Origin of the sequence: Kitasatospora sp. NPDC050543 (assembly GCF_044457565.1) — a bacterium.
Classification (GTDB): Bacteria; Actinomycetota; Actinomycetes; order Streptomycetales; family Streptomycetaceae; genus Kitasatospora.
The window spans coordinates 25,942-40,983 of the sequence record NZ_JBITGZ010000047.1; the positions used below are offsets into that span (position 1 = coordinate 25,942).

The following is a 15,042-nucleotide window of genomic DNA, read 5'->3' on the forward strand; positions in this document are numbered from 1 at the left end:
CCGGCTGGCTCCTGGAGAGTCTAAGCAAGCGCTTAGTCATCTGACCAGAGGCCCCCGGGTTCCGCACCGTCGAGCACATGCGGCGACCAGGCGGGCGCATGTGGCGACCAGGCGGGAGTGGGGGCACCCCGGCCGGAAATGCCTCGCCGATCGGGGTGAGCGGCGATATGCTCCCCGCGATGACGACTCACTCTGCTGGCAGATTGGGGGCTCCGTCCGCGCAAGGTGAGTGCTGATGCTCACTCAGATCGCCGATGGGGACTCCCGCCTTTCCTTGTGGCTGCGCGTACGTGAGTACGCCGTACCACCGTCCATGATCGAGACTGCGACCGACCGCCGTTGCGCCGGTGACTGGGCCGGGGCATGCGCCGCCGCAGGAATCGACGTCGATTTCAACCTGCGTTCCGTGGCGCGTGCCCATGGCCAGGAACTCGCCGCCCAGGTCCGGGCCGACCTGCGGCACCTGGCTCCCGACCTGTTGCGCTGGCACATGCCCAGGGTTGCCCCTGACGGCCTGCTGCGCCCGGGCCTGACCATCACCCTGGCCCGGTACGACGCCGCGGGGCGGGGCGGCGCGCGCCCGGTGCACCTGGTGGCCCGGACTCCACCGGCCTGGGCGGATGCCGGTCAGCGGATCAGCCTCGCGCTGTGGGACGAGTCCCGGAGCGAGGCCGACGTATTCCGTCCGACGTACCCCCATCCCCGGCCCAGCCGGCGGTTCCGCCTCGACCTGCACCGCCACCTGTGGGACGCCCGTAGGACCGATGAACTGCGGATTCGCTCCGGGGCCGAGCGGCCGCCCGGCGACGACCCTCCCGTGATCAACCCGGATCTGGCGGTGCTGCTGCCGCAGGGGCACGGCTGCGCCGTTGACCGGTGGGCTGCTGAGGCGGGGATTCTGGGTCGGTCAGCGACACCGAACTGGGCAGCGCGCTCCTGGAGGTCGCCGCGATCTCCCGCGCCGTGGGCGGCCGCCGTGACCTGGTCAGCGTGCTGCCGTGCGACGCCGCCGCCCGGGTCGTGCACCCGCTGTGCAGTGCCGAGGGCATCCCCCTGCTGGGCGGCGGCGGCACCGACCTGCGCACGGGCTTCGCCAGGGCCCTGCGCGCCCAGCCCCGACCGGACGTCATCGTGGTCCTGACCGACGGTCAGACGCCGTGGCCGACCACGCGACCACCGTGCCGGACGGTGGTGGGTCTGTTCCCTCGGCCGCGGCGATCCCGGTCATGGGACGAGGACGATCCCGACTACGCGCCCGACTCACCACCCGTATGGGCCCGCGTGGTTGACATCGGTTCGGCTTGACCGGGGGACCCCGGCGCCGGGCGCGTCGAGCGCCTCACCTGTCGCCGATGACGCGGTGGACCGGTGCCAGGGAGACCGGCAGGTCGTCGCTCACGTCGACGGTGGTCAGATAGGTGACCCTGGAGCGCCGCCCATCGCCCGGGGCGACGAACTCGACGGTGACGTCCTGGCAGTCCGAGCCCGGCCGGCAGTGCGGGCTTCGGGAGACACGGATCGCGTCCAGCGCGTAGAGCAGGTCGTCAGCGCCGGGGACGTGTTCGGCGGAGAGCAGGCCCTGGCTGATCTGGCCGGCCGACAGGAACGGGTTGGCTCCCGCGTAGTTCAGGGCCCGGTGTGCTGCGCTCTGGCCGAGGTTGCGGAACTGGTGGTAGACCTTGTCGAGAAATGCGCGGACGGTCTCGCGCAGCAGCGCCTCGTCGAACGACCGGAGCCCGCGCCGGTCGGTGTCGGCCCGCACTTCCCGGAGTACGGAGCTGATCAGGTCGGCCTCACTCCAGGTGTGGAGGCCCCGGCTCGTCACCTCGACGACCGGAACGACCTGGCCGGAGAACAGCCGGGCCGTGCGGTCGGTCAGCCGGCCGGGCACCGCGACCCGGGAGATGAACCCGGGGTCGTTGTCCGGCCGGGCCTGGCCGACGATCGCGTCGCGGAAGGTCCGGTGGACCGTCGACACCGGAGGCGCGGCGAGTCTGAGGAGCACCTGCACCAGTTCGTCGGGCCGGCCCACGAGCTGCTCCAGCTGGTCCGGGCCCAGTCCGGGGTCGAAGATCCGCGTGCTCCAGTCCATGCCGGCTGCGCTCTCGGCCTCCAGCGCGTAGACCGGGGTGCTGTCCATGCTGAGTGTCCAGGTCAGCTTGTCGGACGCCCACGGGTTGCGCACGAGGAAGTCGTACAGCTGCTCCGGGTCGCAGGGGTCCGCCAGTGCCCCGCTCTGCATCCCGTCCGCGGTGGGGAGGGCCGGCACGGGGTCCATCGCCTGGCGGAAGCCGTCCTGGCGGGCCTCGGTCGGGAAGTCCGTTCCGATCGTCCCGACCGCGTAGACGAGGGGGCGCTCGCCATTGCTCCGCCACCCGCCCTGGCCGCCGGTGGCGGGCGCCGGCCGGGCGGCACCCTGCTCGCGGGAGCGTGCGGCGGCCACCGGATCCCCGGATGGCAGGTGGGCGGCGCCGGCGGATTCCACGCCCGTGGTGTCGCCTTCATCGTGTGCGGTGACTGCGGGCCGGTTCTCGGCGTCCATGGTGCCGACTCCCTCGGGCTACTTGTTCGGGTCGCGATGGCGGGTCACGAGCGACGCTGCAACGTCATGGGGCAGCCACAGAAGCCGGCAGGACCGGTCGGGCCTCCATACCTCCACCCTCGTCCATGTGCCGTGCTGCTTGCGACCGGTACGCGGACTCCCCGCCGACACGATGCGCACGGTCGCCGCCGGCACCGAGCGTCCCCCGCCGCGATCGGTACGTACGGGCGAATCCACGCCCTGACTCCCCGCCCCGGATCAGGGAGCACCTGAAGCGCGCCGAGACGCGGCCGGTCTCCGATCGGACGGGACACCGTCTACCGTGGAGATGAGAGACCGGAACGGAGGTGCGCGGTGGCCGAGCCGACGATGACCTGTGACGGCTGTGGCCGCCCCACCGATGGCAACCCGTACGGCTGCTGCTCCTGGGCCTGCTACGCCCGGCCCCGCGACCCGGACGAGGACCTCACCGAGGTCACCGAGGCGGCCCCCGCGGCCTTCGCCTTCTTCACCGCGCCGCCCGCCGCCCGGAGCGCGGAAGCACCGAAGGAGCGCCCGGCCCCGGGCACGGAGCGGCGATGGACTGGGCTGCGTGCCCCTCACCGGTCGAAATGGCACTGGCCGGGGCCTTGGCGGACCTTCCGGCCCGGACGGGCCTGAGCCCGGAACCCGAGCCGGGTTCCGGGCTGTCCTGCACACCCTGGAGAAGGCTTCCCGGGCGACCGGAGGCGTCAGGCGGTGTCGATGTCGGTGTCGATGTCGGCCATGCCGTGCAGCACCAGGCCGGCTGTCCGGGCGTCCTCAAGGCTCCGCGTGAACACGTCGATCCGCGTGTGCGGCGGGAGATCCATCAGGCCTGGCGGCCACGTCCCCGGCGGCACCACGATCACCACCACGCCGGCCCGGCCTTCGGCCGCCGACAGCCAGGTGGGCGACACTTCGACCAGCGAGGCCGGCTCCCACACCTCGCGGCCACCCACCAGCACCAGCCGCGTCAGACGGTGACCGCGCACCTCCACCACCGCGGTGGTGGCCGGAGGCTCTCCGGCGGCCAGCGTGAAACCGCTGCTCATCGTGCCCTCCACCAGCCAGCTGTGCAGCTCGGGGCCGACCTCGACAATCGCCTCCGCGTACGGCGGGCCGGACGCGACCTCGCGCACCGACAGCGCCCACACCATCGGCGCCTGCTCCGCGCCGCCACCCGTCTCGTCCGCCATGCCCTACCAACGAACCACGGGCCTCGGCAGCACGCCCGACGCCCCACCCCGCGCCCCCGACGGGGACGCCGGCACCTTCCCGCGGCCATCGCGGCCGCCGCCCGTGCCAGGGGCGGGATGCTCAGAGTGACAGGACGGGCCGGGCGGAGAAGTCCTCACAGAGGCCCGCTCCGTCCGGGCCGTACACGAACTCGGCCATGAACGGGTTGCGATTGGCGGTGGCCAGGGGCAGCCACGCCAGCAGGTTGCCGTAGCCGCCGCAGACCGACTCCCCGCCGTCACCACCGTGGACCGCGGTGACGTCGCTGCTCAGCTCCGTGCGGTAGACGTCGTAGGCGATCCGCAATCCGAGAGCGCTCAGTTGGTGCTGCGGTCCGGCGCCGTCCTCGTAGGGCGTGCGGTCGAGCGGGCACTCGTTGCCCCACCGGAACAGGGTGGGAGCCCCGGCGCCGCAGGCGTACTCCCACTCGTCGGCGCTCGGCAGCCGAAGCCCGCGGGCCGCGAGCACGGCCGGCATGTCGCCCGGCAGCTCCGTCAGGTTCTCGTCCTCGACCGCCATGAGCACCGTGGCCAGGGTGACGGTCCGGCTTGGGCTGAGCAGCTCGGCGAGATGGGCCCGCAGGTCGGGCCCGTAGCCGAAGCCCTCGTCCAAGCTGTCCGCGTAGTCGGCGACCTGCGCGGGCGTCGGCTGCCAGGCGCCGAGGTCGAACCCCAGGGTCACCGTGCCACCGGGTATCAGTGCGAAGTCCTGCCCCTCGCGTTCGACGCGGACCCGGAGCAGCGGGCCGCCGAGGTGTTCGGTGGCCCCGACGAGGGTCACGCGGCCCCCGACCTGGCCCGCCGCCTGCTCGGCGATGCGGCGGGCGGCAGGCAGGTCGAGTGACCGCCACTGGTCGAGCGTGAGATCGGCGAGAGACATGTGCCGCAGTGTGGCACAAGCCTCTGACACAGACAGTTTCCGTGTTCGAGTTAGCCCAGGTGCGGGCACGTCGGTGACCTGGCTGCCGTCCGGAGCGTTGTGCCGACCATGACGACGACGGTTCTCGGGCGCACCCTCGGCCGGTCCCACTCCCGGACGGACGGCCATCGTGCCCAGGTGGTCCCGGCCGGCGTGCACTGGGAGCGTGCCTGATGGCATCCGCCCTGCCGCCCGGCTGGCTGCCCCCGGAGGAGTTCGTACCGACCTTGCCCCACGGCATCGCGTACGCGTCGTTCCTGTTCACCGACGCAGACGGGCGGGTACTGGCACTGCGCTCCGTGCTCGACGCGTCCGTACTCAACTTCCCGGGCGGCCTGCTCGATCCGGGCGAGGATCTCCTCGGTTGTGCCCGCCGGGAGACCGTCGAGGAGCTCGGCTTTCTCCCCGCCGACGCCCGTCGGGCGGTACCGCGGTTGCTGGTGCTGTCCTTCACCGCTCCCAGGCCGCCATGGCCGTGGAAGGTCGGCGCGGTCTTCGACGGTGGGGTCATCACCGACGAGGAGATCGGCCGGATCGTCCTGGACCCGACCGAGCACACCGGCTACGCGCTCCGGAACGTCGAGGAGTGGGCCGCCGTCGCCGACGAACGCCGGGCCCGGATCCTGTACGCCGCGATGGAGTCCCGCCGCACCGGCCGCGCGGTCTACCTCGCCCCCGACGACCTGCACGCCCCGACCGCAGACAGCTGACCGGAGGTCCTGGCTACCTGCCTACCGGGCGACGACCTGACGACCTGTCGTCCGCACCACCACGGGTCAGATCCGCGGGAGATCACGCCTTCTCGAACGCGGCCGCCCGGGCCCGAGGCCGGAGCCGGCGGCCGCTCGCAGCCGCGGGACGTCGCGCCCTCCCGTCCCGTTCCACCGTTCCGGGATCAGCTCTTTCCGCAGGTCAGACGGCATGGAACGTTCCGGCTTCCCGTCTCAGCGGCTGCGGCTGCGGCTGCGGCTGCGGCTGGCGATCGGGACGGCTTCCGGCCCAGGCTCTTGCCCAGACCCACCGGACCACACGTCACCACACCACACACAAGCGGGGATTGCCATGCGTACGTTCCGTAGCCGCACCAGCCGGAGCACCACCGTCCTGAGCGCGGCTGGCAGCGCCGCGCTCGCCCTGGCCCTGACCGCCTGCGGCGGCAACGGCACGGAGACGAAGTCCGCCGCCGCCCCGTCGGTCCGCTCCCGCCCCCAGCCCTTCAGCATCTGACGCTCGGGTACCACGCCCAGGCCGCCCAGCTGCGTGGTGCGCTCGACCGAGGGCGCTTCCATCACATGTACCCACCCTGCACGGCCACCTGAGCGCGGTTCAAGCGGCAGCGGGCCCTGGACCACCACGGCCGGCGGGCGGTGAGGCCGGCGGCCGGGCGCCGGATCCGCCTCGGACCCAGGCCGACGAGGGCGGGGTCCGTCCGCAGGTGTGTGCGCCTCCCCCACCCCGCCATCGGCTGCGCGCGGCGGCTGGTCGATCATGTTGATGTTCATGACCGGTCTTCCTCCGAGGGGTGTTCGCCGCCACGGGTGGGAAGTCCGGTCCATTGTCGTGTGCTGGAGCAGGTGGGGGTTTCGTGGGGTGGTCGAGTGCGTCGGCCGGTGTCGTGGCGCCGGCGGACCGGTTTGAGTGGTTCCGTGAGGTGCTCTCGGGTGACCTGATGCCTATCACGCTCAGCACGGAGCACACCGCCGACTTCTGTGCCGAGGTCACCAACCTGGAGCTCGGACCTGTGCAGGTGTCGACGTTCGCCTTCTCATCGGTACGGGGACGGCGCACTGCGGCGCACGTCCGGCGGGGCGATCCCGAGCAGTACCAGCTGGCGCTGGTGACGCGGGGTACCTTCCACACCTCACAGCTCGGCCAGGAGTCGCTGGTCACGGAAGGTCTGGTGCTGACGGACACCTCACGCCCGATGGAGAACATCACCCGGTGCGATGACGGGCAGGCGCAAACGGTCATGCTGCAGATCCCTCGATCCGCCCTGCGGCTGCGCTCGGACAGAGTGGACCGCCTCCTCTCGCAGCGCATCCCCGCGAGCACGGGAACAGCGGCGATCCTCGCCGGCTTCCTCGGCACGCTGCTCGACCACGGCCCGCGCTGCAAGCCCGCAGAACTGAGTCACCTGGGGCATGTGGCCGTTGACCTGGCCACCGCGTGCCTGGCCCAGCACCTCGGGGCCCTGGAGGAGGCGCCGGCCGAGGCCCGCGCCCAAGTCATGCTGCAACGGGTCACCGCCTTCATCGAGCACAACCTCGGCGACCCGGACCTGACGCCCCGAACCATCGCCGACTGGCACAACATCTCCCTGCGCGCCCTCTACGACCTCTTCCGCGACCAACCCACCAGCGTCGCCGCGTCCATCCGCCGAAGACGGCTCGAACGCTGCCACACCGACCTCGCACGCCGAGAGCTGCGCAACCAGTCCGTCCAGACGATCGCGGCCCGCTGGGGCTTCTCCAACGCCACCGCGTTCAGCCGCGCCTTCCGCGACGCCTACGGCATCACTCCCACCGAACACCGCGCGACCGCCCTCCCGCTCTGACTGGAGGAGTCGTCGAGAGGTCCCGCCCGTCCCGCCCGTCCCTCGCAGTGCCGCGCAGCGCAGCGGGGGCGGGGCGCGAAGATCCGCTGCACCCGCCGAGGCGGATAGGGTGCGGTGCAGGTGGCGCACTGCGGCCGCCGCCCGTCAGCACCGTCGAAGGGACCCTCGCCATGCCGACCGCACCCGCCACCGGACCCACTGCCGGGCGTTCGCTCGCACGGTTCGGCCTGGGCACCGCCGCGGTCGGACGGCCCGGCTACATCACGCTCGGGCGCGACCTCGACCTGCCGGCGGAGCGCACCGTGGAGGCCATGCGGGAGCGCACCCACACCCTGCTCGACGCCGCCCACGCGGCGGGGGTGCGGTACTTCGACACGGCCCGGTCGTACGGCCGCGCCGAGGAGTTCGTCGGAGAGTGGCTCGCAGCCCGGCCGGAGTCCGCGGCCGACGTGGTGGTGGGCAGCAAGTGGGGCTACACCTACACCGCCGACTGGCGGGCCTCCGGAGTGCCCGTGCACGAGGTCAAGGAGCACTCGGCGGCGGTGTTCGACCGTCAGATCAAGGAGACCAGGGCGCTGCTGGGCCGCAGTCCCCAGGTGTACCTGGTGCATTCGGTCACCCCGGACAGCGCGGCGCTGACCGACCCCGTGCTGCACGCGCGGCTGGGGGAGCTGGCCGCCGAGGGCGTCAGGGTCGGCCTGTCCACCAGCGGCCCGGCACAGGCCGAGACCGTCCGGGCGGCGCTGGAGGTGACGACGGAGGGCCGGCCGCTGTTCAGCGCCGTCCAGGCCACCTGGAACCTGCTGGAGCCGTCCGCCGGGCCGGCGCTGGCCGAGGCGCACGCGGCGGGTTGGCTGGTGGTGGTGAAGGAGGGCATGGCCAACGGCCGTCTCGCCGACCGCAACGCCACCGGCCCCGACACTGCCGCGCTGCGCGCACTCGCCACCCGCATGGCAGCCGGTACCGGCACTGGCGTCGGCCCGTCCTGCGACGCGCTCGCCCTGGCTGCGGCCGCCGCCCAGCCCTGGGCGGACATCGTGCTCTCCGGCGCGGCCACCCCCGCGCAGTTGGCCTCCAACCTCACCGCCCCCGGGCTCGACCTCGCCCCCACCGACCTGGCCGCGCTCACCCCGCTCGCCGAGCCCCCCGAGGCCTACTGGCGCACCCGCGCCGCACTGCCCTGGGCGTGAACCCCCACGACCGAAGCCCCGGACGCCTGGAACCGGACGGCAGGCGGTAGCCACTCGGGCCGGTGCTCCGGCTGAACCGAGCGGCTCCGGAGCGACTCGGCTCATACTGGCCATGCGCAGCGGGTGAGCGGGCAACTGTCCGGAAACCGGCGTTTGCGTCGGGCGGGATCGGCCGAGGATCGCGCCATGGCTGAGGACAACGCGGATCTGGCCGCCGAGACGGCGCGTAACTACTACAACACGGATGATGTCGACGGGTTCTACGCGCACGCCTGGGGCGGAGAGGACATCCACATGGGGGTGTACGCCGATGCGCGCGAAACGGTCGACCTGGCGTCCCGGCGGACGGTCGAGCGGCTGGCGGCGAAGGTGGCCGACGCGCTCGGCCCCGGTAGCACGATGCTGGACATGGGTGCCGGCTACGGAGGCGCGGCCCGCCGGCTGGCCGAACAGTACGGCTGTCACGTCATGGCCCTCAACATCAGCGAGGTGCAGAACCGTCGGCATCGCGAACTCAACTCCGAGCGCGGCCTCGACGACCTCATCGAGGTGGTGACCGGTTCCTTTCACGACGTTCCCGCACCCGACGGGACGTTCGACGTCGTCTGGTCCCAGGACGCGCTCTGCCACAGCGGCGACCGCCCCACCGCCCTGCGGGAGGCGATCCGGGTCCTCAAGCCCGGCGGCCACCTGGTCTTCACCGACCTCCTGGCCGCTGACGACACGCCCGACGACCTCCTGCGCCCGCTGACGGAGCGCCTGCGCATCACCGCACTCGCGACGCCCGGCTTCTACAGCGAACAGCTCCGGGCGCTGCACCTGACCCACGTGGACTTCGAGGACCTCAGCGATCACCTGCTCACCCACTACGAACACCTCATCGACCAGGTCCGTCACCCGGCGCCAGGCCTCGTGGCCGCCGTCAGCCCCGCGTACCTGGACCGGCTGGGAACGAGCCTGCCCCGGGTGGCGGCCGCCTGCCGCAACGGACATCTCAAGTGGGGCATCTTCCACGGCCACTGACGAGCCGGGCCGCCCCGGCCGGCTGTGGGTCTGACGCTTCGTGGCAGGCTTGCGCCCATGGGAGAGAGCGGCACGGACGAGGTCGCGGCATCCGAACCGCTGCTGGTCGTGGACGGTGCCAATGTCGTGGGCTCGGTGCCCGACGGCTGGTGGCGTGATCGTCGCGCGGCCGCCGGGCGGCTGCGCGACGCGCTGGCCGCGGTCGCCGAGCACGGGCTCGCGCAGGCGGAGGACGGCGGGGCGCCGGGGTGGGCGCGCACCGGCCCCTTGGACGTGGTGCTGGTCGTGGAGGGCGCGGCCCGCGGCGTGGACGGGCTGCCGCAGGTCCGGGTCGCTGCCGCGCCGGGCAGCGGCGACGACCTGGTCGTGGATCTGGTCGCGGCGGCCAAGGCAGCCCACCCGCAACGGCACTGTCTGGTCGTCACGGCCGACCGTGACCTGCGGGACCGGGTCCAGGCGCTGGGTGCCGAGGTCACCGGCCCGCGCTCCGTCCGGCGGGCGTAGCCGGGGCCGCTGGCAGGTCCGGTCGGACGTCCTGGTCACTGACGCGGAGTGGCCGGCGCACCGTCGGGCTCCGGCCGAAGTCCGGAGCCGATCGCCGGCCGGCGGGACGTCGGCAGGTCACGGCACCGCCGGATCGGGGAGAAGAACAGGATCAGGGCTGCGAGCGGGACCCCCGCCGTCGTGATCGCCGTTGCTGTCCGGAGGCCGAGGGTGGTGCCGAGCAGGCCGCCGAGCAGTGCGCCGAGCGGGATCGTGCCGTAGCTGAGGAAGGCCGTGCTCGCGGTGAGGCGTCCGAGGAGGTCCGGCGGGCAGTAGCGCTGCTGGAAGCTCGCCTTGATGACGTTGCCGCCCACGACGCCCGCGCACACGCAGAACCCACCGGTCACGTAGAGCAGGATCCCGGCCCCGCCGACGGTCAGCGGGATGAGCAGGGCGGGCAGCGGCAGACCCAGTTCGAACAGCAGGGTCGCGCGGGCCGTGCCGATCCGGCCGGCGACCCGGCGTGCGACGAACGCCCCGACGACGCCTCCGGTGCCGGCGGCCGCGATGAGCACGCCGACCACCCCGGGGGCCAGCCCGACGCTCCGGACCAGGAAGACCACCTGGATCGACTGGTACCCCATCAGGGCCAGGTTGGAGGCGGCCCCGAAGAGCGTCAGGGTGCGCAGCCACGGGTCGTCGGCGATCAGGCGCAGGCCTTCGCGGACTTCACCCACCAGAGCCCCGGGGCGGGCTTCGGGCCTACTGACGCGCGGCTCGCGGTGCCGGATGCCCGCCAGGCAGAGGAGGGAGACAAGGAAGGTCGCGGCGTTGGCGAACATCCCGTTCACGGCCCCTGCCGCCTGCGCGATCAGGCCGCCGGAGCCGAGCCCCGCGATCTGCGCGGCGGACGCGCTGCCGTGCAGCTTGGCGTTGCCTTCGAGCTGGTCCTCGGGGGCCAGAACACCGGGGAGGTAGGCACTGTAGGCGGTCTGGAAGAACACCGTCGCCGTGCCCGTCAACAGCGCGACGGCCAGCAGCAGGCCGATGCTCAGCCAGCCGGACCAGGCGGCGACCGGGACGGCTGCGAAGAGCAGCAGGGAGGCCGCCGCGTGTTCCCGCTCCCCCGCTCATGCGGTGCCACGCTCCTTGCGGGGGAAGGACTGGAGCTGAACGACGACGGGGAGCGCATCCGGACCGGGCTCAGCGTCCGGGGCGGGGGTGTGGCGGGCGATGACGGCCATCAGCTCCGCGTTGAGCGCCGCGAGCTGATCCGGCGTCAGCCGCAGGTCACGCCAGTCCGAGACGGTGCCTGCGCTGCGCCACCTGTCGTCCCAGTCCTCGCCGAGGTAGTTCGTCACCCTGCTGAAGTAGTGCTGCACCAGTTCGCGCAGGTAGAGCGAGAGCGCGCCCCGGGTGTCGGGGTCGTCGCGGAAGTCGTGAATGTTCAGCTCGTTCGCGACACCGACCCGCCGCCACCAGCGCTCGCGCTTCGTGCCTCGGTCGGTCTCCTCCTCGATGAACCCGTGCTGGGCGAGGTGGCGCAGGTGCCGGCTGATGGTTCCGGTGTTCTCGCCGAGGCGTTCGGCGAGTTTGGTGGCGGTGGCCGGCCCGTCCAGACTCAGCAGCTCGAAGATGCTCATCCGCAGGGGATGAGCCAGCCCCCGCAGGCTGCGCGCATCGATACGCCGGGTGGGGCGGGCTCTTGTGCGTGCGCGGGTGCGCGTTCGGGTGCGTGCGCGGATTCGGGTTCCTCGGACATGCCCAAGCGTATGTTGCAGAGGGTTCTCTGCAGAGGGTTCTCTGCAGAGAACCCTCTGCAACATCGCGATGCTCAGCCCGGCCGCCGGCCCGGGTGGGCGGGTGGTCGGGCCGCCTGAGTCAGTTCAGGATCTTGAGGGTGAAGGCCTCCAGCTGCAGGGCCTGGCCCTGGGTGCCGATCTCGATGCCGTAACCACGGACGGGGTCCATCCAGCCCAGGTTCTGCACGTGGGCGTACCCCTCCAAAGTCCCCCCGAACTGCCCGACACCGACACTCAGCATCTCCATGGGAAGCGCCTTGCCCGTGGTTCCGACCCTGATCAGCTCGCCGTCACCCGCGTACTGCGGAATCTGCCAGCTCTCGTTCCGCACATGGGCCGAGGCGGACCAGGTGCCCTTCCCCCAGATCTGTATCTCGACGGCCTCGATCGCCCGGTTCTCGCCCGCGGTTCCCGAGAACTGCCCGTCGCACTTCCAGCCCTGCCAACCCGTCCCGGCAAGATGCGAGCGGTAGCAGATCTTGGTGGCGGCCGGCGCGGCCTCAGCCACCCCGCCACTCACCAGGCCCAGACCCAGCACAGAACAGACGGCCAGGAAACAGCGAACAGCACGATTCACAACAACTCCCTCTCAGCTTCCGACCACGTCTCAGGCCACTCGGTGGACTTCAACCGAACGAACGGCGCGTGAGGGCAAGGCCCGAACTTCGGGCTGCCTCCTGATCCCGGGCCCGTGATGGCTGCGGGAACGGCGGATGTCGCCGACGGCCCACAGGCCACGCTTCCCGGGACGGCGCTCGCGCCGAGACGTTGTCTCCAACACCCCTGACGTTAGGGCCGGGCGACGGGCGGCGGTGTGCGCAGCGTGCAGGACTTCTCCACACTTCATGCAATCAGAGCCGTAACGGCCGCGACGGCAGCAGACAGACGGGTGCGCCCGCTCGCGAGGCGAGGGGCGCACCCGGGGTGGTCGAGAGCGGGTTCCGGCTGTCAGGAGACCTTGGCGTCGGCCAGCCTGGCGCTCTGGGCGAGGCAGTCACGGAACTCGTACCAAGGCGCGGTGCCCGGCCAGCGGAGGAAGCCGGTGGCACCGGTCCCTGCCGTCACACTGCTGAAGCGGCAGCCGTCGTAGAGCAGCTTGCCGGCCGTCGTCGCCGTGCCGGCCGTCACCTGGTGGGAGCCCATGAGCGCGCAGTCCTGGTAGCGCACCATCGGCCCGCGGGACGGGTTGACGGCGTCGAAGCGGTACACGTGGGGGACGGCGCCCGACGCCCAGGACTGGAAGGAGAGCGCGGTGTCGTCGCAGGACACGAAGGTGATCGAGCCCTTGTACCAGGCCGAGTCGATCACCTTGTGGCCCACGCCGCGCAGTTCGAAGCGGATCCCCTGCGCGTACAGGCGCATGGTCGAGTCGGCGCGGCCGCTCGCCGCCGCTCCCAGCTGGAAGAACGTACCCGTCGAGGCCGCGTCGGTAAGGATGTACGAGCCGCCGATGAAGTTCATGGATCCGCCGCGCTCGTTCCGCACGAACGAGCCGGACTTGAACTCGACCTTGCAGTCACGGAACCAGTAGTTCAGGAACTGGTCCTGCTGGGACTCCGCAGGCGTCATGCCGATGACCAGGAACGCGTCGGTGTAGGAGCCGCCGATCTGGCAGTGGTCCCATCCCATCTCGCTGTTGAGGTCGGACGTGCCGGCCGGACCGTCCAGGCCGATGCCGATCTTCCAGGTGCCGCGCCACTCGACATCCGAGTACCAGGTGTCCTGCACCCCGCCGGCGTCGGACGAGTACGCGTAGTTGAAGGTGGCGGTGGCGTCCTTGCTCTCGAAGGTCAGGCCGCTGATGCGGATGTTCTTGTACCGCTGGCGGTTCGTCCAGAGCGTGGTGTCCCTGGCCGTGGGCGCGTACGTGATGCGCGACAGCCGCTTTCCGTAGCCGGTGATCGCGATGCCGTCGACGATGCCGCCGTGACCCACGCCGTCCTCGCCCGGCAGCAGCGAATCCGGCTGCGTCAGGAGGTAGTTGCCGGGCGGGATCAGCAGGGTCTTCTTGGGTATCGCTCCGGAGATCGGCCCCGGCTGGAAGGAGCCGAGCAGCTCCGCGGCGGCCGCCCTGAAGGCGGCGTCGCTTGGCGTCCGGCCGGTCGGGTCGGCCCCCTTGGCGACGACGTCGACGACGTAGGCGTCCGTACCCGCCACCGCTGCCGCGGCGCTGCCGCCGCCGAGGGCCACGCTGCCCGCGAGGGCGCCCGCCCCCGTCAGACCAGCGAGCACGGCGCGGCGGCCGGGCCTGCGCACCGCCGCCCCGTCGGCGTTAGCGGATCGGTTGTCGTCCGGTCGCGCGGCCTGTGTGGACATCTGTACCCCCGTTGTGTTCATGCCGCCGAAGCTCGGATCCAGGTGGATCACGGCGGATCGACACGATCTTCATACATGCCCTCCCACCTCCACAAGGTTTGGCCACCGACTTCCCGAGAACGACGGCACCGGATCGGATGCGCCGTCAATTCGCCTGGCGGGCCGGGGGCGGAGCGGAGCGTGCCGCACACCGCCCCGGCCACACCGCCCCGGGCCTGCTTCGCGGACTCACAGGGCGCGGTGCATGATGTGCAGCCCGACGTAGCCGCTCGTCGGGTGCCGGAAGCCCTGCGGCAGGGTGCCCAGCACCTCGAAGCCGAGGGACCGGTAGAGCCTCACCGCGTGCACGTTCGTCTCGACGACCGCGTTGAACTGCATCGCCCGGAATCCCGCCGCACGCGCCCACTCCACGGTGTACTCGCACAGCAGCCGGCCCACGCCCTGCCCCGAGTGCGCCGGATCGACCATGTAGCTCGCACTGGCGATGTGCGAGCCGTTGCCCATGTGGTTGGCGTTCATCTTGGCCGTACCCAGCACTGTTCCGTCGTCGTCGACGGCGACGACCGTGCGGTTCGGGGCCGGTAGGAGCCACCAGTCGCGACCCTGCTCCTCGCTGAGGTCGGTCGGATAGGTGAAAGTCTCACCCGCCGCGACGATCTGGTGGAAGAACGGCCAGATGGCGGGCCAGTGCCTGGTGTCGGCTTTCCTGATCAGCATCCGGCCAGGATGCCGGTCCGGCCGCGTGGCCGCCACCGAGTTCACGCCGGCAGGCTCACGCCGCGCCTGAGGTCAAAGCAGCAGCGCCGCGAAGCCCGCGGCTCGCAAGGGGCTCACTGACCGGCCCCCGCAAGCCACGTCGGGCGGCGTTCACGGCACGAGCCGGTCGAGGACGGCTGAGGCGAGTGCCGCGTCGAGTGCTCCGACTCCGGTGAGGTCGGCGACGGTGATCGCGTCGTC

The 15,042-nt window shown here is 71.9% G+C and carries 14 protein-coding genes and 3 pseudogenes; 9 read left to right on the forward strand and 8 right to left on the reverse strand.

The window, feature by feature from the left end:
• Positions 1–235: 235 nt before the first annotated feature.
• Together ACIBH3_RS33065 and ACIBH3_RS33070 are read left to right on the forward strand one after the other, a co-directional pair.
• Positions 236–910 (forward strand): annotated as a pseudogene (locus ACIBH3_RS33065) (hypothetical protein); the annotation flags it as partial.
• Positions 898–1,305: pseudogene (locus ACIBH3_RS33070) on the forward strand (VWA-like domain-containing protein); the annotation flags it as partial. The pseudogenes ACIBH3_RS33065 and ACIBH3_RS33070, both read left to right, overlap by 13 nt.
• A gap of 34 nt (positions 1,306–1,339) precedes the next feature.
• On the opposite strand, the gene ACIBH3_RS33075 reads toward ACIBH3_RS33070, so the two are convergent.
• Entirely contained in the window at positions 1,340–2,542 is a 1,203-nt protein-coding gene (locus tag ACIBH3_RS33075) for a hypothetical protein (RefSeq protein WP_396315803.1), read from the reverse strand.
• 354 nt (positions 2,543–2,896) lie between these two features.
• On the opposite strand from ACIBH3_RS33075, the gene ACIBH3_RS33080 reads away from it, so the two are divergent.
• A complete protein-coding gene (locus ACIBH3_RS33080; RefSeq protein WP_396315804.1) occupies positions 2,897–3,202 on the forward strand; it encodes a hypothetical protein in 306 nt (101 codons plus the stop codon).
• 71 nt (positions 3,203–3,273) lie between these two features.
• On the opposite strand, the gene ACIBH3_RS33085 is transcribed toward ACIBH3_RS33080, so the two are convergent.
• Both ACIBH3_RS33085 and ACIBH3_RS33090 read right to left on the reverse strand, forming a co-directional pair.
• Positions 3,274–3,759, reverse strand: a complete 486-nt coding sequence (locus ACIBH3_RS33085; protein WP_396315805.1) for a hypothetical protein — start codon at positions 3,757–3,759, stop codon at positions 3,274–3,276.
• 121 nt (positions 3,760–3,880) lie between these two features.
• The gene (locus ACIBH3_RS33090; protein WP_396315806.1) at positions 3,881–4,678 is read right to left on the reverse strand and encodes a hypothetical protein; all 798 of its coding nucleotides are present in this window, start codon (positions 4,676–4,678) and stop codon (positions 3,881–3,883) included.
• 212 nt (positions 4,679–4,890) lie between these two features.
• On the opposite strand from ACIBH3_RS33090, the gene ACIBH3_RS33095 reads away from it, so the two are divergent.
• The 6 genes from ACIBH3_RS33095 (at position 4,891) to ACIBH3_RS33120 (ending at position 9,988) form a co-directional block, all read left to right on the forward strand.
• Positions 4,891–5,427: an NUDIX domain-containing protein gene (locus ACIBH3_RS33095; protein WP_396315807.1), complete on the forward strand. Its 537-nt coding sequence runs from the start codon at positions 4,891–4,893 to the stop codon at positions 5,425–5,427.
• 352 nt (positions 5,428–5,779) lie between these two features.
• Entirely contained in the window at positions 5,780–5,944 is a 165-nt protein-coding gene (locus tag ACIBH3_RS33100; RefSeq protein ID WP_396315808.1) for a hypothetical protein, read from the forward strand.
• A 358-nt stretch (positions 5,945–6,302) separates the two neighbouring features.
• On the forward strand, positions 6,303–7,271 hold the full coding sequence (locus ACIBH3_RS33105; protein ID WP_396315809.1) for a helix-turn-helix domain-containing protein: 969 nt from the start codon (positions 6,303–6,305) through the stop codon (positions 7,269–7,271).
• A 170-nt stretch (positions 7,272–7,441) separates the two neighbouring features.
• Positions 7,442–8,461 (forward strand): aldo/keto reductase, encoded by a 1,020-nt coding sequence (locus ACIBH3_RS33110; RefSeq protein WP_396315810.1) that lies wholly within the window; start codon positions 7,442–7,444, stop codon positions 8,459–8,461.
• Positions 8,462–8,647: 186 nt separating this feature from the next.
• The gene (locus ACIBH3_RS33115) at positions 8,648–9,484 is read left to right on the forward strand and encodes an SAM-dependent methyltransferase (RefSeq protein WP_396315811.1); all 837 of its coding nucleotides are present in this window, start codon (positions 8,648–8,650) and stop codon (positions 9,482–9,484) included.
• A 57-nt stretch (positions 9,485–9,541) separates the two neighbouring features.
• Positions 9,542–9,988 carry an NTP pyrophosphohydrolase gene (locus ACIBH3_RS33120; protein WP_396315812.1) on the forward strand — a complete coding sequence of 149 codons (447 nt, stop codon included), beginning with the start codon at positions 9,542–9,544 and terminating at the stop codon, positions 9,986–9,988.
• A 35-nt stretch (positions 9,989–10,023) separates the two neighbouring features.
• Here ACIBH3_RS33120 and ACIBH3_RS33125 read toward each other — a convergent pair.
• The 5 genes and pseudogenes from ACIBH3_RS33125 to ACIBH3_RS33145 form a co-directional block, all read right to left on the reverse strand.
• Positions 10,024–11,079 (reverse strand): annotated as a pseudogene (locus tag ACIBH3_RS33125) (MFS transporter); the annotation flags it as partial.
• Between the two features lie 18 nt (positions 11,080–11,097).
• Entirely contained in the window at positions 11,098–11,610 is a 513-nt protein-coding gene (locus ACIBH3_RS33130) for a helix-turn-helix domain-containing protein (RefSeq protein WP_396315813.1), read from the reverse strand.
• Positions 11,611–11,848: 238 nt separating this feature from the next.
• Positions 11,849–12,277 (reverse strand): hypothetical protein, encoded by a 429-nt coding sequence (locus ACIBH3_RS33135; RefSeq protein ID WP_396315814.1) that lies wholly within the window; start codon positions 12,275–12,277, stop codon positions 11,849–11,851.
• A 440-nt stretch (positions 12,278–12,717) separates the two neighbouring features.
• A complete protein-coding gene (locus ACIBH3_RS33140; protein WP_396315815.1) occupies positions 12,718–14,085 on the reverse strand; it encodes a hypothetical protein in 1,368 nt (455 codons plus the stop codon).
• A gap of 228 nt (positions 14,086–14,313) precedes the next feature.
• Positions 14,314–14,802: a GNAT family N-acetyltransferase gene (locus ACIBH3_RS33145; RefSeq protein ID WP_396315816.1), complete on the reverse strand. Its 489-nt coding sequence runs from the start codon at positions 14,800–14,802 to the stop codon at positions 14,314–14,316.
• Positions 14,803–15,042 lie beyond the last annotated feature (240 nt).

What these genes read in the sequence shown, in the direction of transcription:
- ACIBH3_RS33075 (WP_396315803.1), bottom strand. Translation starts at nt 2,542, where the DNA reads ATGGACGCCGAGAACCGGCCCGCAGTCACCGCACACGATGAAGGCGAC.
- ACIBH3_RS33095 (WP_396315807.1), top strand. Translation starts at nt 4,891, where the DNA reads ATGGCATCCGCCCTGCCGCCCGGCTGGCTGCCCCCGGAGGAGTTCGTA.
- ACIBH3_RS33085 (WP_396315805.1), bottom strand. Translation starts at nt 3,759, where the DNA reads ATGGCGGACGAGACGGGTGGCGGCGCGGAGCAGGCGCCGATGGTGTGG.
- ACIBH3_RS33145 (WP_396315816.1), bottom strand. Translation starts at nt 14,802, where the DNA reads ATGCTGATCAGGAAAGCCGACACCAGGCACTGGCCCGCCATCTGGCCG.
- ACIBH3_RS33110 (WP_396315810.1), top strand. Translation starts at nt 7,442, where the DNA reads ATGCCGACCGCACCCGCCACCGGACCCACTGCCGGGCGTTCGCTCGCA.
- ACIBH3_RS33120 (WP_396315812.1), top strand. Translation starts at nt 9,542, where the DNA reads ATGGGAGAGAGCGGCACGGACGAGGTCGCGGCATCCGAACCGCTGCTG.
- ACIBH3_RS33090 (WP_396315806.1), bottom strand. Translation starts at nt 4,678, where the DNA reads ATGTCTCTCGCCGATCTCACGCTCGACCAGTGGCGGTCACTCGACCTG.
- ACIBH3_RS33115 (WP_396315811.1), top strand. Translation starts at nt 8,648, where the DNA reads ATGGCTGAGGACAACGCGGATCTGGCCGCCGAGACGGCGCGTAACTAC.
- ACIBH3_RS33100 (WP_396315808.1), top strand. Translation starts at nt 5,780, where the DNA reads ATGCGTACGTTCCGTAGCCGCACCAGCCGGAGCACCACCGTCCTGAGC.
- ACIBH3_RS33140 (WP_396315815.1), bottom strand. Translation starts at nt 14,085, where the DNA reads ATGTCCACACAGGCCGCGCGACCGGACGACAACCGATCCGCTAACGCC.
- ACIBH3_RS33130 (WP_396315813.1), bottom strand. Translation starts at nt 11,610, where the DNA reads ATGAGCATCTTCGAGCTGCTGAGTCTGGACGGGCCGGCCACCGCCACC.